Below are 20013 nucleotides of genomic sequence, written 5' to 3'. Positions count from 1 at the left end.
GCCGGACGTGCACGTCACCCCTTCACCCCTCGTCCGTCACGACCACCGGATCACGGCTTCGCGACGGCCTTTTTCGTCGTCTTCGCCGCTGTCGTGCTCGCTGCCGTCGTGCTCGCGGCCGCCTTCTTGGCGGGGATCGCCTTCTTCGATGCGGCCTTCTTGGTCGCCGTGTGGTGCGTCGCGGTACGGGCCATCCCGGTCGAGGCCTCGCGCTTCTTCGCCTCGACCTTCATGCCGAGCGTCGGGTCGGCGTCGCCGGCGGCTCCGGCGTCGCGCAGGGCCTGGCCCTCGGCGATCGTCATCACCTGGTGGCCGCCGAACTGCCCGCGCAAGGCCGACACCATCTGCATCGTCGGCGACAGCTTCTGGCGGGTGGCGAACCGTGCGAACAGCGAGGCGGAGATGACGGGCATCGGCACGTCGAGCGCGATGGCCTCCTCGACGGTCCACTTGCCCTCGCCGGAGTCGACCGTGTAGTCGGACACCCCCTCGAGAGTGGGGTTGGCGTCGAGGGCCTCGACCGCCAGGTCGAGCAGCCAGGACCGCACGACCGTGCCGCGGCTCCAGGCCTTGAAGGCGCCGGGGACGTCCTTGACGATGTCCTTCTTCTCCAGCAGCTCGAACCCCTCGGCATACGCGGCCATCAGCCCGTACTCGATGCCGTTGTGCACCATCTTGGTGTAGTGCCCGGCGCCGACCTCGCCGGCGTGCACGAAGCCCTCGTCGCGCGGACCCTCCGGGCGGAGCACGTCGAAGATCGGCATCGCCCGGGCGACCGAGCGCTTGTCGCCGCCGACCATCAGGCCGTAGCCGTTCTGCAGGCCCCAGATGCCGCCGGACACCCCGCAGTCGAGGTAGTTGATGCCCTTGGTCTTCAGCATCTTGGCGTTCTCGATGTCGTCGGTGAAGCGGGAGTTGCCCCCGTCGATGATCAGGTCGCCCTTGTCCATCAGGTCGCCGAGCTTGGCGATCGTCTCGCGTGTGGGGACGCCCGAGGGCACCATCACCCACACGACGCGCGGGGCGTCGAGGGCCTTGACCATCGCGGCCATCGTCCGGGCGTCGGAGACGGCGGGGTTGCGGTCGTAGCCGACCACCTCGTGACCGGCACGACGCAACCGCTCTCGCATGTTGCCGCCCATCTTGCCGAGACCGATGAGACCGAGCTGCATGGTGTGGTGCCTTTCGACGACGGTGCAGGGGGGACGAGCGCGCTCAGATTACGCCCGATCTCAGCTGGCGAAGCGGACGGGCATCAGGACATACCGGTAGCTCTCGTCCGGTTGACCGTCCGCTTCGGCCTGACCGGTGAGCACCGCCGGCCGGCTGGGCTGGGTGAACGACAGGCGGGAGTATGCCGTGCCGACGGCACCCAGCCCGTCGAGCAGGAACTGCGGGTTGAAGGCGATCTCGATCTCAGGTCCGGTGAGGACGGCCTCGACCGCCTCGGACGCCTGGGCGTCGTCGCCGGTGCCGGCCTCGATGGTCACCTGCCCCTCGCTGAACCGCAGCCGGACCGGGGTGTTGCGCTCGGCGACGAGCGCGACCCGCTTGACGGCCTCGACGAGCTCGGAGGTCTCGATGACGCTCTCGGTGTCGACGCTGGTCGGGAAGATCGAGGTGACCTTGGGGTACTCCCCGTCGAGGAGGCGCGTCGTCGTGCGCCGCTGCCCCGCCTCGAACCCGATCAACCCGTCGCCACCCGCAGAGCCGCCGAGAGCCATCTCGACCGAGCCGCTGGCGCCGAGCGCCCGGGCCGTATCGGAGAGGGTGCGGGCCGGGATCAGCGCCAGGTGCGAGGCGTCGGCGGAGGCGGGCTTCCAGGTCAGCTCGCGCATCGCCAGGCGGTAGCGGTCGGTGGCCAGCAGGGTGATCTTGTCGCCCTCGATCTCCATCCGCACACCGGTGAGGATGGGCAGGGTGTCTCCCTTATCCGCCGCGATGGCGACCTGGGCGACGGCCTGTGTGAAGACGTCGCCCTGCAGCACCCCGCTCGAGTTGGGTGCGACCGGGAGGCTGGGGTAGTCGGCACTGGGCATCATCAGCAGGCTGAATCGCGAGCTGCCGCAGACCAGCTGGAGCTTGTTGCCCTCGGACGACACGTCGATGGGTCGGGCAGGCAGGTTGCGCGAGATGTCGGCGAGCAGCCGGCCGAGGACCAGGACGGTGCCGGACTCTGCGACGTCGGCGACGACGGTGACCTTGGCCGAGACCTCGTAGTCGAAGGCCGACAGGGTGATGGTGCCCTCGTCGCTCGCCTCGAGGAGGACGCCCGCGAGCACCGGCACGGGGGGCCGGGCCGGGAGGCCGCGGGCCACCCAGGTGACGGCCTCCGCCAGCACATCGCGCTCAACCCTGAACTTCACGTCGGTCCCGCCTCTGGTCTGGGTCTGTCATCGGTCCGTGATGGGTCGGGCCTGGCCGGTCGCGGCCGGCCGAGGTCAGTCATCAGGGAATCGCACCCTAGTGCCCGCAGGTGACGCGGCACCACCAGCCCTGTCCCGGCATCCGGATCCGGGGAGAGCGTCGGGAGGGACGCTCCTGCTCCAGGTCGGGAGGGGTCTCGTACTCGGGGCGGATGATGATGATGGAGGTCTCGTCGTCGTCATAGGTGCTGTGGATCATGGGGACAACCGCCTGTCTACGCTGGTCAGCCGCCGGATCGGGGATGTGGACGCACTGGGGACGACGGGGTGGACAAGCGGGGGGCCCTGGGGACGACGGCCGATCGTCCCCAGCAGCGGGCGACCGCGGTCCCACCGGCCCACAGCGATCGCGGGGTTGTCCACCACCACCGCACAGGGGCCTGGGGACGAGGCGGCAGCGACCCGGTATCGAGGCGGTATCGAGGCGGCATCGACCCGGCATACCGACAGGGTGGTCAGGAGGGACAACCGCTCACATATCGGACCTTGGTCCACAACCCGGCATCCACACTGTTGTCCACAGGCGGTGGACAACGCTCACCAACTGCCCTCCCCGCTGGGCGTATTCGCCGTCATTGTCCGGTAGATGGTGTGGACAAGCATAGAAACAACCGGTGGACAACGGTGGGCGAGCGGTCAGCGGGACTGCTGCCTGATCCGGTTGGTGAGCTCGGTGACCTGGTTGTAGATCGCCCGTCGCTCGGACATCAGCTCACGGATCTTGCGGTCGGCGTGCATGACCGTCGTGTGGTCGCGGTTGCCGAAGAGCTGCCCGATCTTGGGCAGCGAGAGGTCGGTCAGCTCGCGGCACAGGTACATCGCGATCTGCCGCGCCGTGACCAGCTGGCGCGAGCGGGAGGCGCTGCAGAGGTCGTCGATCGTCAGGGCGTAGTAGGCGGCGGTCTGCGCCATGATCAGGCCGGCGGTGATCTGGCTGGCGGCCTCGTTGGGGATCAGGTCGCGCAGCACGATCTCGGCCAGGTCGAGCGTGACGGGCTGCTTGTTGAGGCTGGCGAAGGCCGTTGCCCGGATGAGGGCGCCCTCGAGCTCGCGGATGTTGGTGGAGATGCGGCTGGCGATGAACTCGAGGACGTCGTCCGGGGCCGACATCTTCTCGTGGATGGCCTTCTTGCGCAGGATGGCGATCCGCGTCTCGAGGTCGGGGGGCTGCACGTCGGTGATCAGGCCCCACTCGAACCGTGACCGCAGCCGGCCCTCGAAGCCGCTCAGCTGCTTGGGCGGCAGGTCGGACGTGATGACGACCTGCTTGCTCGCGTTGTGCAGCGCGTTGAAGGTGTGGAAGAACTCCTCCTGCGTCTGGACCTTGCCTGCCAGGAACTGGATGTCGTCGATGAGGAGCACGTCGACGTCCCGGTAGAGGCTCTGGAAGCGGCTCGTGCGGTCGTCGCGGATGGAGTTGATGAAGTCGTTGGTGAACTCCTCGGAGTTCACGTAGCGCACCCGCAGGTGCGGCAGCAGCGTCCGGGCGTAGTGGCCGATGGCGTGGAGCAGGTGGGTCTTGCCGAGGCCGGAGTCGCCGTAGATGAAGAGCGGGTTGTAGGCCTTGGCCGGCGCCTCCGCCACAGCGATCGCGGCGGCGTGTGCAAAGCGGTTGCTGGCGCCGATGACGAAGGTCTCGAAGATGTACTTCTCGTTGAGGCGGGTCTTCGGCTCGGTGCCGCTCGGGGCGCTCGGGGAGGAGCCGTTCTGGTGGACTCCCCGGCCGTCGCCGAGTCCGCGTGCGTCATGCCGCGGCAGGTCCTCGACCAGGCGGACACCGTCGATCTCCCGCGGGTGCCGGTGCTCGAGATGCGGCAGGTCGGCGCCGATGGAGGGCGAGGGGTCGGCGGACCGCTGGTCGGGGTGCCGGCCGTCGAGCGCCAGCCGGCCGGACTCGTCCTGCAGCGTGTCGTCGATCGACACCGACAGCTGCACGTCGGTGTCGAGCCGCGCGGCGAGGACCTGTCGCACCTGGTCCTGGAGGTCGTTCTCGATGACCTGCTTCGTGTAGAGGCTGGGCGCCTTGATGAGCGCGACCCCCTCGAGCAGCCCCACGAGGCGGCTCATCTGCAGGTGGGCCCGCTGGATCGCGGGGACGCCCTGCTCATCGAGGTGGCGGAGGGTGTCCGACCAGACCGTGGAGTAGTCGTGCAGCCCCGAGTCGCCGTCCGCCATCTCACCGTCCCGCTCGGTCGTGCTCGATCCGTCGTGGCCCAGCTCGGTCCCACGACGTTCTACGCCTGCACACCTGATCGAGGACCGCCCGCACGTCTGTCGGGGGCGCCTGACGCCCCGCATACCGTCACGTATCCGACCCGATCGGACGCTCAGATCCCTATGAACGCGCCTGTCCACACACTTTTCCACAGCCTGTGTAGAACCTGACGCGAGGCCAGACGGTAACAAGTCGGACGTCGGTCTTCAAGCCGGTGCCAGCGGCCATTGGGGGAGATTACACCCCCCACGGCGTGTCGGGACCCGTCGTCGGGGGCTGTCTTGCGACACTGGGAAGTTCTCGGTCACGGGGTATGCTGGGATTCGCATCGTCCGGTCGGTTTGACCGTGCGTCGGACCCTCCCGTATCGTGGCGCGGGCCTGAATCCCGGTCATCTTCCTCTGCCCGGAACCACTTCCCCCTGCCGCCCGCACCACCGCCGCGCGGCGGACGAACTTGACAGCATCTGATCCATCGGAGACATCTCGTGAGCAAGCGCACCTTCCAGCCCAACAACCGCCGTCGGGCCAAGACCCACGGCTTCCGTCTGCGGATGCGCACCCGGGCCGGACGCGCGATCCTATCCGCCCGCCGCGCCAAGGGCCGCACCGAGCTGTCCGCCTGAGGCCCCTGACGTGCTGCCGGCACGTCATCGTCTGCGCACCAGCGCAGATTTCACGTCGGCAGTCCGGGGCCCCGGTGGATCACGTTCGGGCGGTCGTCTGATCGTCGTGCACGCCAACCAGACCGACACGCGAGCGGGACTCCCGCCGCGAGTCGGTTTCGTCGTCTCCAAGGCAGTGGGTGGGTCGGTGGTCCGCAACCGGACCAAGCGCGTGCTGCGTCACCTGATGGCGGCGCGGGTGCCCGGCATACCGGCGGGGGTCGACCTCGTGGTGCGGGCCAACCCCGCCTCGTCGGCCGCGACGACCCCCGAGCTCTCGGCGGAGCTCGACCGGCTGCTGCCCAAGGCACTACGGGGGCGGTCATGAGCGCGGAGCGTCCGATGACCCTGCGCCGAGCGCTGGCGCTCCCCCTGATCTGGCCGATCCGCTTCTACCAGCTGGTCATCTCACCGATGACCCCCCCGTCGTGCCGGTTCTATCCCTGCTGCTCGTCGTATGCCGTGACGGCCCTGGAACGCTTCGGTCCCCTGCGGGGCAGCTGGCTCACCCTGCGCCGGCTCGCCCGGTGTCATCCGTGGAACCCCGGTGGCGTCGACCACGTTCCTCTCAGAGGGGGCACGGGTCGCGCGGTTCGTCCTGATGGCGCCGACAGCACGGAGAGTGGTCACCCGGGCGTGACGAGCCGGAGGGCACGGGTGCACCATCAGTAGTACGCCACCGCAAGCCGCAGGTATGCCGCCACGCCAGCACCCGACCAGCACCACCTCGCACCACCTGACGCAAGGACGACCGTGTACGACTTCTTCGTAGGCCTGCTCACCCCCATCATGTGGGGCGAGGCATGGATCATGACGGCCTGGCACAAGCTCTTCACGCTGGTCGGGATCCCCGAGGACTCGGGGTGGGGCTGGGCGCTGTCGATCGTCGGCCTGACGATCATCGTGCGGATCATCCTGATCCCGCTGTTCGTCAAACAGATCCACTCCTCGCGGCGGATGCAGCTCATCCAGCCCGAGATGCAGAAGATCCAGGCGAAGTACAAGGGCAAGACCGACCCGGACTCCCGTCAGGCGCTGACGCAGGAGACGATGGCGCTCTACAAGGACACCGGCACCAACCCGTTCTCGTCCTGTCTGCCGATCCTGTTGCAGTCGCCGTTCTTCTTCGCGCTCTTCCAGCTGCTGAACAACCTCCCGCACATCGCGCAGGGCACCCACGCCGAGGTCGGCCCGATCAGCAGGTCCATCGCCGGGACGATCGAGAAGTCATCGCTCTTCGGTGCGCCGCTGTCGAGCCACTTCCTCAACGCGCCCAACCTCAACACCCAGATCCTCACCGCCGTCCTCATCATCCTGATGTCCTTGACGACCTTCACCACGCAGCGCCAGCTGATGCGCAAGAACATGCCCGACAGCTCGCTGGACAACCCGTTTATGAAGCAGCAGAAGATCATCCTCTACCTGATGCCGTTCTTCTTCATGATCTCGGGGGTCAACTTCCCGATCGGTGTCCTGCTCTACTGGCTCACCACGAACGTGTGGTCGATGGGGCAGCAGTTCTACGTCATCCGTCGCCTGCCGGCGCCGGGCTCGGCGGCCGAGCGTGAGTACGAGGAGCGCCAGAAGCGCCGGGGCAAGGAAGTCAAGAAGCTCCAGCTCAAGGGTCTCGAGAACCGGATCCAGGACACGGTCGCCGAGGCGGTCGAGCCCCCGAAGGTGATCACCGGACAGCGCCAGCAGCCCAAGAGCAAGAAGCGCGGCAAGGCCCAGCGACCTCCGCGTCCGGGTGAGGCCGGCGCACCCGGAACGCCGCAGGACACCCCCGGCATCTAGGAGCGTCGCCGGGTCGAGGGCCCACGGTCCTGACTGGCCCCGACTCGACCTCCTGCCCACGAACCGATCCACGATATGACCGGGGCGCGTGATCCTAGATCACCGGCCCCGACGTACCCATCAGGAGTGACCATGACCGAAACGCACATCGACTCCGACCCCACCGCCCTGGAGGACGACGTCTCCGGCAGCCATGACCACGGGCAGGCCGCCGGCCAGGCGGAGGACGGGGACCGCGGTATGCCGCACGACGAGGGAACACCCGCGGCGCAGTACGACGGCCTCGAGGCTGGCGGGGTGACGCACGGTGATGGCGACCACGACGCCAACGCCGCCGACCAAGACGATGCTGACGATGCTGACGATGCTGACGGCGATGAGGCTGAGGGCGCGAATCCTGACGGGACCACCGGTCGCCGCCGTGGTGGTCGAGTCGCCCAGCTCGAGCGCGAGGGTGAGGTGGCCGCTGACTTCCTGGAGACCCTGCTCGACATCGCCGATCTCGATGGCGACATCGAGGTCGACATCGACGGCGACCGTGCGGCCGTGTCGATCGTCGACTCCGACGAGGGACGCGTGCCCCGTCGCCTCGTCGGGCAGCAGGGCAAGGTGCTCGAGGCGCTGCAGGAGCTGACCCGGCTGGCCGTCCAGACCGCGACCGGCGAGCGGAGCCGGCTGATGCTCGACGTGGCCGGTCATCGCGCAGAGCGCCGGACCGTTCTGGTCGGCCTCGCGCAGGCGGCCATCGCCCAGGTCAAGGAGAGTGGCGAGCGCAAGTCGCTCGACGACATGACCGCGTTCGAGCGCAAGGTCGTGCACGACGAGGTCGCCTCGGCCGGGCTGGACTCGGAGTCCGAGGGTGTCGAGCCGCACCGGCACATCGTCATCATCCCCACCTGACCCGCCCGATCCTGGGGTCTCGTTTCACGTGAAACATCCGGAGGTCTCGTCCTCTCCCCTCCCGCCGACCCCGGAGGTCGCGCTGGCGATCTTCGGGGATCGTCTCGGGCTCGCGGAACGTTATGTGGCCGAGCTGGCTGACACCGGCATCAGCCACGGCCTCATCGGGCCGCGGGAGGCTCCCCGGCTGTGGGACCGGCATGTGCTCGGCTGTGCCGTCCTCCAGTCGGCCTTCCCCTTCCAGGCGATCGTGGCCGACATCGGCTCCGGCGCCGGGTTGCCCGGCATCGTCCTCGGCATCGTCCGCCCCGACCTGCAGCTCGTCCTCGTCGAGCCCCTCCACCGACGGGTCGTGTGGCTGCAGTCCACCGTCGAACGGTTGGAGCTGGACAACGTCACGGTGCACGAGGGCCGGGCGGAGAGCCTCTGGGGAGTCCGACGCTTCCCGGCGGTGACCGCTCGGGCGGTGGCCCGCATCGGCGCCCTGTCCGGGTGGTGCCTCCCCCTGCTCGAGGCGGGCGGTCGCCTGGTGGCGATGAAGGGAGCCAGCGCCCGGCTCGAGGTCGAGGAGGACGGAGACATCCTCCTCTCGGCAGGGGGCGCACAGGTCAGCATCGCCACCTACGGTGAAGACCTTCTCGAAGTACCCACCACCGCTGTCGTAGTGGCTGTCGACCGGGCGCCCGACATCCCGTCCTCGTCGGCCCGACCGCGAGGACACTCGACGCCGGGGAACCTGTCGACGTCACGAGGGTCGACCAGACGTCGGCAGACGCCGGACCGCCGGGCCGCCGGGCCGGAAGCCGGTCGTTCGGAGCAGAAGGGGGCACGACCAGAGGCCGGAGCAGCCTCGGACGAGGGGAGCTGAGGCCACCGACGGCGGGTCGGGTCGCCGCCGCTGTGATTGGATAGCGTCCGGGGTGTGGTGCCCGGCACGACCCACTGGTGCTGCTCACTTCGACCGGCCTCGATCTGCCCGATCTTGACCCACTCGATGCGCCGGACCTGTTGGACAGCCTCGATCGGCCGATGCGCACGACCGGACCACGACCCACGATTTTGCTGATGAGGTTCACGTCATGACCCACCCCGACCTCACCACGGTGCCCGACGACCTCACCCCGGATGAAGTCACCCTCGACGTCCCCACACCCGACGTGAGGGTGGCGTCCGTGAGTGGAGCGCTGCACCCACCGGTGGGTGCAGGTGCCCGTCTCGGGTGGCCGACTGATCTGGCTGGCGTCGTGGGGCGGTCCTTGGGCTGGCCCGTGCGGCCGGATGGACCCGAGCAGCGCGAGATCGAAGCCACCTTGGCTCAACCGGTTGGTGTTTCACGTGAAACATCGCGCTCGGGATCGGAGCCGGGTTCTGGGGTTTCACGTGAATTACCGCTCCACACCGATGCGGCCACCCCGCTCTCCGACGACGACCTCCACGCCGAGCTGATCGACACCCTGCCGAACGTCGGCGCCGACACCCCGCTCGCCCAGTCGCTGGCCACCGACACCAAGCGCCGGATCGTGCTGACCGGCAGGACGTTCCCCAAGCCGGCTGAAACCCGGGTCCTCACCGTCGCGAACCAGAAGGGTGGGGTGGGCAAGACCACGACGACGGTCAACGTCGCCGCCGCCCTCGCGCAGGCCGGTCTGTCGGTCCTCGTCATCGACCTCGACCCCCAGGGGAATGCGAGCACAGCACTCGGGATCGCGCACCACGCCGAGGTCATGGGGATCTACGACGTCCTGATCGACGACGTGCCGCTCGCCGATGTCGTCTCGCCCTGCCCCACGGTCCCGGGCCTGCTCTGTGTCCCCGCGACGATCGACCTCGCCGGTGCGGAGATCGAGCTGGTCTCGCTCGTGGCCCGCGAGACCCGGCTGCGCAGGGCTGTGGCGACCTATCTCGAGAGCAACGCGGTGGACTACGTCCTCATCGACTGCCCGCCGAGCCTGGGTCTGTTGACGGTGAACGCCTTCGTCGCCGCGGCGGAGGTGTTCATCCCGATCCAGTGCGAGTACTACGCCCTGGAGGGACTGTCGCAGCTGCTGAAGAACATCGAGCTCGTGCGCCACCACCTCAACCCCGCTCTCCACGTCTCGACGATCCTGCTGACGATGTATGACGGTCGGACCCGGTTGTCGTCCCAGGTCGCGGAGGAGGTGCGGACCCACTTCCCCGACCAGGTCCTTCCGACCACAGTCCCCCGGTCGGTGCGTGTCTCCGAGGCTCCGAGCTTCGGTGAGACGGTCATGACCTACGACCCGATGAGCAGTGGGGCACTCGCCTATCTCGAGGCGGCCGGCGAGATCGCGGCCCGCGGAGCCGCACCGGGGACGCCGCCCTCGGGAGCTGGCGAACGTGGCCCGGACCCCCGGGCAACCACCGGCGCTGCCTCCACCAGGACCAGCGCAACCAGTCGGGACCCCGAAGGAGTGCAGCATGGCTGAGCGACGACGAGCCCTCGGACGAGGGCTGGGAGCCCTCATCCCCACGACCACCAGCGACACCGTGCGACCCTCCGACGTCTTCTTCCGGGATGCGGATCGGACTACCGGGTCGTCGAACCCCGCTGACACCACCGGGATCGGCCGCAGTCCGGGGGCTGGTCCGGACGTGAGCAGGGAATCGACAGACGGGTCGGCCACCCGGGACGACTCGGCCCGGGAGGTGCAGCGGGACCTGGCCCCCGTGCCCGGTGCCCGCTTCGCCGAGCTCCCCGTGACGAGCATCCGGCCCAACCCCCGGCAGCCCAGGACCGTCTTCGACGAGGACGAGATGGCCGAGCTCGTGCACTCGATCGCCGAGATCGGCGTGCTCCAGCCCATCGTCGTGCGCGAGATCACCGATCGCACGGATGTGCCCGACGGCATCGACTTCGAGCTGATCATGGGGGAGCGCCGCTGGCGCGCGAGTGCGGCCGCAGGTCTCGATCTCGTCCCGGCGATCGTCAAGGACACCAAGGACGACGATCTCCTGCGGGACGCTCTCCTGGAGAACCTGCACCGCAGCCAGCTCAACGCGCTCGAGGAGGCCGCGGCCTACCAGCAGCTCCTGGACGACTTCGGGTGCTCCCACGAGGAGCTCGCCGCGCGCATCGGTCGCTCCCGACCCCAGATCTCCAACACCCTTCGCCTGCTGCGGCTGCCCCCACTCGTTGCCCGCCGACTGGCGGCCGGTGTCCTCAGTGCCGGGCATGCGCGCGCTTTGCTCGGGCTCGAGGACCCGGCAGCCATGGAGCGGCTCGCTCAACGGATCGTCGCCGAGGGTCTGTCGGTGCGAAGCGTCGAGGAGATCGTCGCCATGGGGGGCGATGCGGCTCCCAAGGTCCGCAAGCCGAGGGCGGGTGGGCGGCGGCCCCAGCTCGATGATCTCGCGACTCGACTCTCGGATCATCTCGACACCCGGGTGACCCTGGCCCTCGGTCAGCGCAAGGGGCGACTGACGGTGGAGTTCGCCTCGGTGGAGGACCTCAACCGGATCGTGGCCATCCTCGGCATCCCGGCAGGCGCGTAGCGGCACAGCCTCCCGAACTCGGGCGTGCCGACGATGTTGTCGCGACAACGCGGTCAGAGACACACACCCATGAAGAGTTGGATCCGTACTGGCGCGATCGCCGCGCTCACCGCCAGCGCTGTCCTGCTGGGCTTCACCGCGGCGTCGGCAGGGCCGATGACGATCACGCCCCCGACCCCAGCCGCCCACCGGGCTCCGGCCGGGCCCGGTCATCAGGCCGCCTCGATGGTGGCCGGCCCGGCGCGGTCCGAGACGCTCGTCGTGCCGATCAACCCCTGCCGCATCGTCGACACCAGGCGGGGCGGTGGGGTGATGGCGAGCAACGCCGCGCGCAGCTTCTACGTCACGGGTACGGCGGGCTTCGTCGGTCAGGGCGGCACCGGTGGCGGGTGCGGGGTGCCCGGAGCGGCCACCGGGATCGCCACCAACGTCACCACCGTGGGCACGCTGACGGACGGCTACCTCACCGGCTATCCCACCGGGTCCGCCGAGCCGGGGACCAACTTCATGACCAGCCACGCCAACGTCACCACGACGGTGAATCCGACTCTTGCGCTCGCCACCGCGGCCGCTAGTGCCGAGACGCCGCTGACGGTGGTCTCGCACGGCTCCACCACCCACCTGATCATCGACGTGACGGGCTATGACATCCCGCAGATCTCGGGCGCCTGGCTGCAGAGCGGCGTCCAGTCCTTCGGCACCTCCCGGATCCTCTCCACCGTGCACACCGGTCCCGGCACCTACACCGTCACCGTCGACTCCGACGTCAGTACCTGCGTCCCGATCGTCAACGCCTTCGGCGGGCACAACCTCTACGGGGAAGCCAATACCTTCAGTGGCAACGTCATCACGGTGTACATGTGGACGATGACCAGCGGGGGGACCTCCCTCCCGGCCGACGCCGCCTTCTACCTGAAGGTCGACTGCTGACGAGCCCCCCTGACCGTCGGCGATCGTCCGGCAGGGGGTGCGACCCACCGGTCGTGGGGGACAATGACGGCAACCCGTATCGTCGGACCCGATCTCGAAGGGAGTCGTCGTGGGACGCGAGATCCTCCCCCTGACGCTGGACCGGCTGTCGGACCTGCCCAGCACCTGTGTCCAGTGCGTGTTCTGGGAGCTCACCCCCGCGGCCAGCACCCGGGGCCGTCCGTGCCCCAGCGAGGACAAGAAGGGATGGCTCACCACCACCCTGCTGGACTGGGGCAGCCCCGGCCGGGTCGCCTACGTCGACGGCGTCCCGGCCGGCTACCTCACGTTCGCCCCGGCGCACCACGTGCCCCGCGCGATCGCGTTCCCGACCTCGCCGGTCAGCTCCGACTCGGTGGTCCTGATGACCGCCCGCATCGATCCCCGGTATGCCGGTCAGGGCCTCGGCAGGGTCCTGGTCCAGGCGGCGGCCAAGGACGCCCTGCGGCGCGGGGTGCGCGCGCTCGAGGCCTACGGCTCGTCCGGACCGGCCCGCGACTGCGTCCTGCCGAGCGACTTCCTGCGGTCGGTGGGCTTCCAGACGGCACGGGACCACCCGGCATACCCCCGGATGCGGCTGGACCTGCGCACCGTCCTGCGGTGGCGTTCCGAGGTCGAGCAGGCCGTCGAGCGCCTCTTCGCCCCGGTGCGCGGTCTCGGGGCGCCCCAGCCGGTGGGCGCGGCGCACCTCGACGCGCCCCTGGCTACCGAGGTCAGCCCGCCAGCGACTCCATGAACTTGCGGAGCTCACCGAGGTGCAGCAGACCGGTGCCTCCCATGTCCTCGTCGCCGAGATACATCCGCTGGATCGCCACGACGACGGCCTCGGCGATGTCGTCCCGGAAGGTCTGGTCGCGCAGCCGGGCCGCGTCGCCGGGGTGGCTGAGGTAGCCCGCCTCGATGACGACGGTGGGCATCCTGGTGTGCTGCAGCAGGGTCCAGGACCGGGCGTGGCTGCGGCAGTCCACGAGCCCGGTGCGGGCGACGGCCTCGCGTTGGATGAGGTCGGCGAGCCGTTCGCCGATGACCGACCAGATGCCGAAGCGGTCCTCGCCGTAGAAGAAGGTCGCGAAGCCGCTGGCCTCGGCGTGGTCGGCGAGGTCGCAGTGCAGGGAGAGCACCAGGTCGGCGCCGCAGTCGTTGGCGAACCGCGCCCGGTCCTCGTCGTCCCCGCCGGCCGTGTGCTGGCCGCGGCTGAGTACGACGGCGACCCCGTGGGCGCTCAGTCGGCCCTCGATCCGCCGGGCGAGATCGAGCACCACCTCGGCCTCGACGACCCCGTGGGCCAGTGCCCCGAGGTCGTCGCCGCCGTGCCCGGGATCGATGACGATGGTGCGGCCGGCGAGGCTGTGGCCCGACCGGCGGATGCTCTCGCGCTCGCGCAGCGAGTGCGGGGCGCCGCCCGAGACCGACCGACGCAGTCCCTCGAACGCCCGCAGGGTGGCCGGACCGACCGACCCGTCCGCGGGCAGCCCGCAGCCGCGCTGGAAGGCTCGGACGGCGTGGTCGGTGTCCGGACCGAAGAGGCTGTCCACCCGGCCGGGGCTGAACCCGAGGGTCAGCAGGCGTTCCTGCAGCTGCGCGACGTCGTCGCCCCGGAGCAGGTGCCCGGGCGTGAACTGGAGCAGCCGGTCGCCGAGGTGCCACCGGGCTGCCTCCAGGGCGGTCGCGGTCTGGGGACCCACCCGACCGTCCACGATCAGGCCCCTGCGCTGCTGGAACGCACGCACCGCCCGGTCGACGACGTCGTCAGAGACCTCGCCGGACACCTCGTCGACCTCGTGGCTGCCTCCCGGACCGGCCTGCTGTGGTGGGTCGTCGACGGCAGGGAGGTCGCCCGTGGCGCGCAGCTGGTCCCGCAGCACGGAGAGAGCGGCACCGTGGTTCCGACGGCCGAGCTGCGCGGGCCGGGCGTCGTCAGGACGACGGGTGATCCCTCGTGCCTGGTCGGTCACGCCATCCCCTTCACCGTTTGCCGTGCATGATGCGCTCTGGGCACGATAGCCGCCCGGACACGCGGATGGCGCCAACCGGGTGCGGTCGGCGCCACCGCGCGTCGTCAGGCGACACGCCGTCGGGTCACTCGGAGATGTAGTCGGCCAGCTCGCGCAGCAGCTTGGGCTTCGGCAGCGCGCCGACGAGGGTCTTGACGACCTCGCCGTTCACATAGACGTTCATCGTCGGGATGCTCGTGACGCCATAGCGCGTCGTGATGCCGGGGTTGGCATCGGTGTCGAGCTTGTAGACCTCGATCTTGCCGCCGTGGGCGCCGGCGATCTCCTCGAGGACCGGGGCGACGGCCTTGCAGGGGCCGCACCACTCGGCCCAGAAGTCGACGAGCACCGGCTTGCCGTTCTTGAGGACGTCAGCCTCGAACGTGGCGTCGGTGGTGTCCTTGGTGTTGATTCCCATGAGGGTCCTTCCATTGGGTGAAGCAGGGGGAGGCAGGGGGTGTCGTGCCCCCCGACGGGTGGGACCGGCATACGTCAGACGGTAGAGCCGGCCGCCGACAGGCTGGGGTGGGTGCCCTCGGACGCGCCGTCGGGGTGCTCCGCCAGCTCGGCGTCCTCGAGGGCGGCGAGGTAGCGCTCGGCGTCGAGCGCGGCCTGGCAGCCGGAGCCGGCGGCGGTGATGGCCTGCCGGTAGGTGTGGTCGACGAGGTCGCCGCAGGCGAAGACGCCGGGGATGCGGGTGGTCGTGGCGGCGTGCGACTCGGGAGCGACCTGCGCGCCGGTGACGACATACCCCTCGGGGTCGAGGTCGACGAGCTCGCGGACGAGCTCGTTGCGGGGGTCGTGCCCGATGGCGACGAAGAGGCCGGTGACCGGCAGCTCGCGGCTCTCGCCGGTGACGGTGTCCTCGAGCGTGACGCCGCTGACCTTGGCCTCGCCGTGGATCGCCGAGACGGCGGAGTTCCAGGCGAAGCGGATCTTGTCGTTGGCCCGGGCGCGGTCGACCATGATCTTCGAGGCGCGCAGCTCGCCGCGGCGGTGGATGATCGTCACCGAACGGGCGAACTTGGTGAGGAAGGTGGCCTCCTCGACGGCGGAGTCGCCGCCGCCGACCACGGCGATGTCCTGGTCGCGGAAGAAGAAGCCGTCACAGGTGGCGCACCAGGAGACCCCGTGCCCCGACAGGCGCTTCTCGTCGGGCAGACCGAGCTCACGGTAGGCCGAACCCATCGCGAGGATGACCGTGCGCGCCGCGAAGGTGCCGCTGTCACCGGTGGTGACGGACTTGACGTCTCCGGAGAGGTCGATCGAGGCGACGTCGTCGGTGATCAGCTCAGCGCCGAACCGGACGGCCTGGGCGCGCATGTCCTCCATCAGCTGCGGGCCCATGATGCCGTCGCGGAAGCCGGGGAAGTTCTCCACCTCGGTGGTGTTCATCAGGGCGCCACCCGCGGTGACGCTGCCCTCGATCAGCAGCGGGTGCAGGTTCGCCCGGGCGGCGTACACGGCGGCGGTGTAGCCTGCCGGTCCGGATCCGATGATGATGACGTTGCGCACGTCGGTGCTCACGAAGTCAGCCCCTCGAGGTGTCTGTGGTGTCGGGTCAATCTGGGCGTCGCGATGTGCCGACGCAGTTGTCGTACCGGACATTCGGAGCGACGTGCTCGCGTGGATGTGCGAGGAACCATCCCACAGGTAGTGGCTTCTTGAGCCACCTACCCCAACATACCGGTGCTGATGCGTCAACCCGTGCGACCGCGCCTTTGTTCCCCCGCCCCGCCGGACGACGGCCCCGCTCAGGGGACGGTGACGCCGCCCTCGAGCACGTGGGCCCGGGCGGCGGAGCAGTCGCGGCCCACGGCATACGCCGTCGTGGAGTCGGGCGTCGTGACCACGAGGATCGCCGCCGGGGTGCCCTCGTAGGAGGCCAGGTCGACGGAGACCGCGCTGGGGTCCTTGACCCCCAGGCCGGTGAGGCAGGAGCGGATCCCGGAGGTGGTGGCGAGCGGCCCGGAGGCCGTGCCGGTCGTGAGGGTCGCCCCGGGGGCGGTGAGCAGGTCGCGGGCCTGGAGGCCGAGCCGGTCCTGCTGATAGCTCGCGCCCGACACCTGCACGTGGATCCGGGCCGGGGTGCCGCCGGTGGACCGGTCACCGGACACCGTTCGGACGACGACGGTGCCGACCACCCCCACGGCGGCGACGGCTGCCGCGGCGGCGAGCACGGTCGTCCACCGGCGCCGGCCCTCCCTCAGCGGACGGAACAGGGGCACGACCGAGCCCCCCTCGAGGGTCTCGGCCGCAGCGACGTTCTCCGGCGCAGCGACGGCGCGAATCTCCTGCTCGGCGTGTAGCGCTGCGGTGATGCGCTCGACGACGTCAGCGGGCATGGGGCCGGGTGCGGGGAGGGTGGTGAGCAGGTCCTGGCCGGCGCGCTCGCGGGCTGTGCTCTCGGCCTCGAGGCCGGCGGTGATGCGGGCGTCGACGTCGGCCGGTATGCCGTCGGTGAAGGGCGCGAGGTCCCGGGCGCCGAGGGTGGAGAGCAGGTCACGCACTCTGGCGTCGCCGAGGTCGTCGCGACCCGGTTCGTCCGGTGGGGGTGGCGTGTCCATGCGTGGTTCCTTCGAGCGTTCCGGCCACGGGGAGGGGCGCCGTGCCGTGGGGCGGTCGGCATAGATGGGGCGGTGGTGCGGGTGCGGTGGTGCGGGTGCGGTGGTGCGGGAACGCCGCAGTGCGCGTCGGGCAGGACGCATCCGGCACTCTGACGTCGCGTCGACCCCGGCTGGTTCCCTGCGCGTGCGGCTCGATCTTGTGGCTCGATCTTGGTGCAGGTGCGCCCGGTGGGCCCACGTCCTCCGCCGTGCGCGTCAGCCGGAGGGGTCCGCCGCCGTCCGGTGGCGGGAGGACGCCTCGCTCGAGGTCCGCAGGCCGAGGATCTCGGCCATGGCCGACCGGCCACGGGCGCAGCGTGACTTGATGGTGCCCTCGGCGACCTCCAGGATCGCCGCGGCCTCGGCGACGCTCATGCCCTGCATGTCGACGAGGACGAGCGCCATCCGCTGGCCCTCGGGCAGCTGCGCCAGGGCGTTGCGGATGTCGATCGCCACCTCGGTGCTGGCGTGCTCGTCGTGGCGGTCGGCGAGCTCGTACTCCGGCAGCTGCGACGTGGGCTTCCTGCGCCGGAGCCGGTCCAAGCAGGCGTTCACGACGATCCGGTGCAGCCACGTCGTCACCGCAGCCTCGCCGCGGAACGAGTCGGCGCGCCGGAAGGCGGCGATGAAGGCGTCCTGCAGACAGTCGGAGGCGAGCTCGCGGTCACCGCAGGTGCGGAGCGCGACGGCCCACATCCGGTCCTTGTGCCTCCGGAAGATCTCGCCGAAGGCGTCCGGGTCGCCTGCGCAGTGGGCGCTGAGGAGCTCCTGGTCGCTGAGGTCGGCGAGGTCGGCGAGGTCGGCGAGGTCGTGTCCCTCGTCGGGGCCGGGCACGGTCAGCTCACCTTCACTTCGGCGACCTGGGCGCTGAACATGCCGGCTCCGTCGGGAGCGAGCTTCGTGAACCAGATGATGACGAGGGTGCCCTTGGCGCCGGCACCCGAGGCGTTGAGCGTGACGTCGCCGTTCTGCCCGCTCGAGCTCCCGATCGAGGTCGCGCCGTCGAGGGAGAGACGGTTGGCGAGGTAGACGGTGAAGTCGGCGCCGCCCCGCAGGGTCGTCATCACGCGGTGCACCTCGGTCTCCTGACCGAGGTCGAGGACCAGGCCGATCCCCGACTTGGCGTAGCCGCCGAAGTTCGCGCTCGCGTAGGACTGCGACTGCCACGCCGTCGCGGGGTTGCCGTCGTAGGCGCGGGGGGCAGAGGCGTTGCCCTCCTGGCCGTCACCCTGCGGGTCCCAGGCCTGGGCGTTCGTGATCGCGATGTCGCTGCTCGGGGCGGCCGACGGGGTGGGGCTGGGGGGTGCGGTGGTCGGCGCGACGGAAGGCTTCGCCGCGGCGCTGGTGACGGCTGGCGTCGACGGCGGCGCGGACGACGCCGTGCTGCCGCCCCGCGCGAGGTTGGTGAAGCCGATCACCGCAGCCACCACGACGAGGAGCGCGACGACGAGGAGCGCGATCTTCGACTGGTCGCGCCCGAGGGCACCGCCGCCGGACCCGAGGGGGACGGGCGGCTCGTCGTCGCCGGCCTCCAGGGTGTCGGAGAGGCGCATGTCGTGGATGATCCGCATCGGCCCGGTGCCGTTGGTCGTGGGGCGTCCGGCGGCACCGTCCGAGTCGTCGAGCTCGCCGAACTCCGCCTCGGCCTCCCAGGCCCATGCGTCACCCTCGCCCAGGTCGGCGCCGTCGGGGTGCACCGTCGTCGGGCGGGTGCCCTCGGCAGCGGCGGCGGTCGCGGCGGTCGCGGCGGCGACCGGAGCCGTGGAGGTCGGAGCCGCGGTAACAGGTGCCGCCGCGAGAGGTGCCGTGATGGGAGGTACCGACGTCGACGACGCCGGGGACCCGGCCGAGGTGGCCGCGAGGGGGGTGGGCGGAAGGGCCGCCCCGGCGACCGGCATACCGAGCACCGTCCGACTCCGAGACCCGCTTCGCACCGGTGCCGCTGTTGGCGCTGTTGCCGCTGGTGCGGCTGTTGCCGCTGGTGCCGGCACCGCCGCTGTCTGCGGACCCGTCGCCGGGGCGAGGCCGCGAGCACCGGCTCGGGTGCCTGCCCCGGTGCCGGAAGCCGCGGGGACCTCAGGTCCGGCCGTCGACGCGGCCGGGCCGGCCTCGTCGACGGGTGGTGACGACGGCCGAGCCAGGACGGCGGCATACGCCGTGGGGGACCAGGGGGCGAGCTGGGCGGCGAGGTCACCGGGGGACCGGGGCCCCTGGTCGTGGTTGAAGGTCAGCCTGGCTAGGGTGTCGAGGTCGGCGGGGACTCCTGACGCGAGCTCGGCCGGGGGGGCGACACCGCTACCGATGGTGGGCGCGGACGCCAGACCGGGGTCTGCGCCGCTGACGGACGGGGTGAGGGGCCAGCGACCGGTCAGCGCGGCATAGGTCAGGGCGACGAGGGCGACCGCGTCGGCCCGCAGGGCCGTGCGGCTGTCGGTCTCGTCGACTCCGAGCAGCGCGGCCTCGGTCGCCAGGCCGCGCACCTTGATCGCACCGTCGTCGAGGACGAGCACCGACCGGGGGCCGAGCGCGCCGTGGTGCAGCCCGCGGATGCGCGCGGTCTCCAGCGCCGAGGCGGCCTCGCCGACGAGCCGACGAGCCTCCTCGGACGGGAGCCCCCCCGTCGTGACGAGGCTGGTGAGGGATCGGGCGCCGGTCAGGGGTTCCTCGACGACGAAGGAGACCCCGTCGCCCTCCCCGACGTCGAGCACGCGCACGAGCCGGGCCTCCTCGATGCCGGCCGCTCGGCGGGCGGAGTCGACGGCAGCCGCCGCGGTGGGGCCGTCGGTCGGGAAGCAGAGGACGACGACCTCGCGCTCGAGCGCCTGGTCGGAGGCGGTCCACCGCTCGAACCGCGGCTGGACGGAGACCCGGCGTCCGACGAGGTAACGTCCGCCGAGGAGCGACCCTGGACCCACGCCCTGCACGGTGACCC

Annotated in this window: 19 protein-coding genes and 1 pseudogene; 10 read left to right on the top strand and 10 right to left on the bottom strand. The window is 70.5% G+C overall.

Annotated features, from left to right (window positions below; all coding sequences use genetic code 11):
* Window positions 1–50 precede the first annotated feature (50 nt).
* From gnd to dnaA, 4 genes and pseudogenes are all read right to left on the bottom strand, one after another.
* Window positions 51–1175 (bottom strand): annotated as a pseudogene (gene gnd / locus Q0R63_RS17000) (phosphogluconate dehydrogenase (NAD(+)-dependent, decarboxylating)); the annotation flags it as partial.
* A 57-nt stretch (window positions 1176–1232) separates the two neighbouring features.
* Window positions 1233–2366: a DNA polymerase III subunit beta gene (gene dnaN / locus Q0R63_RS16995; RefSeq protein WP_295699871.1), complete on the bottom strand. Its 1134-nt coding sequence runs from the start codon at window positions 2364–2366 to the stop codon at window positions 1233–1235.
* 97 nt (window positions 2367–2463) lie between these two features.
* Entirely contained in the window at window positions 2464–2625 is a 162-nt protein-coding gene (locus tag Q0R63_RS16990) for a hypothetical protein (RefSeq protein WP_295699868.1), read from the bottom strand.
* A 437-nt stretch (window positions 2626–3062) separates the two neighbouring features.
* Window positions 3063–4601, bottom strand: coding sequence for a chromosomal replication initiator protein DnaA (dnaA, locus tag Q0R63_RS16985; RefSeq protein WP_295699866.1), 1539 nt, complete (start codon window positions 4599–4601; stop codon window positions 3063–3065).
* A 527-nt stretch (window positions 4602–5128) separates the two neighbouring features.
* Between dnaA and rpmH the strand changes: the two genes are divergently transcribed.
* The 10 genes from rpmH (at window position 5129) to Q0R63_RS16935 (ending at window position 13217) form a co-directional block, all read left to right on the top strand.
* Complete coding sequence (gene rpmH / locus Q0R63_RS16980; protein ID WP_140739978.1) at window positions 5129–5266, top strand: 50S ribosomal protein L34; 138 nt, start codon at window positions 5129–5131, stop codon at window positions 5264–5266.
* 10 nt (window positions 5267–5276) lie between these two features.
* Entirely contained in the window at window positions 5277–5633 is a 357-nt protein-coding gene (gene rnpA / locus Q0R63_RS16975; protein ID WP_295699860.1) for a ribonuclease P protein component, read from the top strand.
* A gap of 14 nt (window positions 5634–5647) precedes the next feature.
* On the top strand, window positions 5648–5977 hold the full coding sequence (gene yidD / locus Q0R63_RS16970) for a membrane protein insertion efficiency factor YidD (protein WP_295699858.1): 330 nt from the start codon (window positions 5648–5650) through the stop codon (window positions 5975–5977).
* Window positions 5978–6058: 81 nt separating this feature from the next.
* Window positions 6059–7099 carry a membrane protein insertase YidC gene (yidC, locus tag Q0R63_RS16965; protein ID WP_295699856.1) on the top strand — a complete coding sequence of 347 codons (1041 nt, stop codon included), beginning with the start codon at window positions 6059–6061 and terminating at the stop codon, window positions 7097–7099.
* Window positions 7100–7396: 297 nt separating this feature from the next.
* A complete protein-coding gene (locus Q0R63_RS16960) occupies window positions 7397–7999 on the top strand; it encodes a R3H domain-containing nucleic acid-binding protein (protein ID WP_295699894.1) in 603 nt (200 codons plus the stop codon).
* Window positions 8000–8027: 28 nt separating this feature from the next.
* Window positions 8028–8867 carry a 16S rRNA (guanine(527)-N(7))-methyltransferase RsmG gene (gene rsmG / locus Q0R63_RS16955; protein ID WP_295699853.1) on the top strand — a complete coding sequence of 280 codons (840 nt, stop codon included), beginning with the start codon at window positions 8028–8030 and terminating at the stop codon, window positions 8865–8867.
* A gap of 211 nt (window positions 8868–9078) precedes the next feature.
* Entirely contained in the window at window positions 9079–10446 is a 1368-nt protein-coding gene (locus Q0R63_RS16950; RefSeq protein WP_295699850.1) for an AAA family ATPase, read from the top strand.
* Entirely contained in the window at window positions 10439–11512 is a 1074-nt protein-coding gene (locus Q0R63_RS16945) for a ParB/RepB/Spo0J family partition protein (protein WP_295699849.1), read from the top strand. The genes Q0R63_RS16950 and Q0R63_RS16945 overlap by 8 nt, the downstream gene beginning before the upstream one ends.
* Before the next feature lie 69 nt (window positions 11513–11581).
* The gene (locus Q0R63_RS16940) at window positions 11582–12442 is read left to right on the top strand and encodes a hypothetical protein (RefSeq protein ID WP_295699847.1); all 861 of its coding nucleotides are present in this window, start codon (window positions 11582–11584) and stop codon (window positions 12440–12442) included.
* A 109-nt stretch (window positions 12443–12551) separates the two neighbouring features.
* Window positions 12552–13217: a GNAT family N-acetyltransferase gene (locus Q0R63_RS16935; RefSeq protein WP_295699845.1), complete on the top strand. Its 666-nt coding sequence runs from the start codon at window positions 12552–12554 to the stop codon at window positions 13215–13217.
* On the opposite strand, the gene Q0R63_RS16930 is transcribed toward Q0R63_RS16935, so the two are convergent.
* The 6 genes from Q0R63_RS16930 to Q0R63_RS16905 all read right to left on the bottom strand — a co-directional run bounded on the left by Q0R63_RS16930 (window position 13195) and on the right by Q0R63_RS16905 (window position 19996).
* Window positions 13195–14436 (bottom strand): N-acetylmuramoyl-L-alanine amidase, encoded by a 1242-nt coding sequence (locus Q0R63_RS16930; protein ID WP_295699843.1) that lies wholly within the window; start codon window positions 14434–14436, stop codon window positions 13195–13197. The two genes, Q0R63_RS16935 and Q0R63_RS16930, sit on opposite strands and share 23 nt — an antisense overlap.
* Before the next feature lie 124 nt (window positions 14437–14560).
* A complete protein-coding gene (trxA, locus tag Q0R63_RS16925; RefSeq protein ID WP_295699841.1) occupies window positions 14561–14893 on the bottom strand; it encodes a thioredoxin in 333 nt (110 codons plus the stop codon).
* 74 nt (window positions 14894–14967) lie between these two features.
* The gene (gene trxB, locus Q0R63_RS16920) at window positions 14968–16002 is read right to left on the bottom strand and encodes a thioredoxin-disulfide reductase (protein ID WP_295699839.1); all 1035 of its coding nucleotides are present in this window, start codon (window positions 16000–16002) and stop codon (window positions 14968–14970) included.
* Between the two features lie 227 nt (window positions 16003–16229).
* Window positions 16230–17042, bottom strand: a complete 813-nt coding sequence (locus Q0R63_RS16915; protein ID WP_295699836.1) for a hypothetical protein — start codon at window positions 17040–17042, stop codon at window positions 16230–16232.
* Window positions 17043–17297: 255 nt separating this feature from the next.
* On the bottom strand, window positions 17298–17915 hold the full coding sequence (gene sigM / locus Q0R63_RS16910; protein WP_295699833.1) for an RNA polymerase sigma factor SigM: 618 nt from the start codon (window positions 17913–17915) through the stop codon (window positions 17298–17300).
* 2 nt (window positions 17916–17917) lie between these two features.
* Entirely contained in the window at window positions 17918–19996 is a 2079-nt protein-coding gene (locus Q0R63_RS16905; RefSeq protein ID WP_295699830.1) for a hypothetical protein, read from the bottom strand.
* Window positions 19997–20013 lie beyond the last annotated feature (17 nt).

Origin of the sequence: Lapillicoccus sp. (assembly GCF_025353065.1) — a bacterium.
In the GTDB taxonomy this organism is placed as follows: domain Bacteria; phylum Actinomycetota; class Actinomycetes; order Actinomycetales; family Dermatophilaceae; genus Lapillicoccus.
The sequence above is the reverse complement of the archived record's forward strand: the minus strand, read 5'-3'. Positions and strand labels throughout refer to the sequence as shown.

Excerpts from the sequence above, each read along its gene's own strand:
- Q0R63_RS16990 (WP_295699868.1), bottom strand. The coding sequence starts at position 2,625 with ATGATCCACAGCACCTATGACGACGACGAGACCTCCATCATCATCATC.
- dnaA (WP_295699866.1), bottom strand. The coding sequence starts at position 4,601 with ATGGCGGACGGCGACTCGGGGCTGCACGACTACTCCACGGTCTGGTCG.
- yidD (WP_295699858.1), top strand. The coding sequence starts at position 5,648 with ATGACCCTGCGCCGAGCGCTGGCGCTCCCCCTGATCTGGCCGATCCGC.
- Q0R63_RS16950 (WP_295699850.1), top strand. The coding sequence starts at position 9,079 with ATGACCCACCCCGACCTCACCACGGTGCCCGACGACCTCACCCCGGAT.
- Q0R63_RS16945 (WP_295699849.1), top strand. The coding sequence starts at position 10,439 with ATGGCTGAGCGACGACGAGCCCTCGGACGAGGGCTGGGAGCCCTCATC.
- Q0R63_RS16940 (WP_295699847.1), top strand. The coding sequence starts at position 11,582 with ATGAAGAGTTGGATCCGTACTGGCGCGATCGCCGCGCTCACCGCCAGC.
- trxA (WP_295699841.1), bottom strand. The coding sequence starts at position 14,893 with ATGGGAATCAACACCAAGGACACCACCGACGCCACGTTCGAGGCTGAC.
- Q0R63_RS16915 (WP_295699836.1), bottom strand. The coding sequence starts at position 17,042 with ATGGACACGCCACCCCCACCGGACGAACCGGGTCGCGACGACCTCGGC.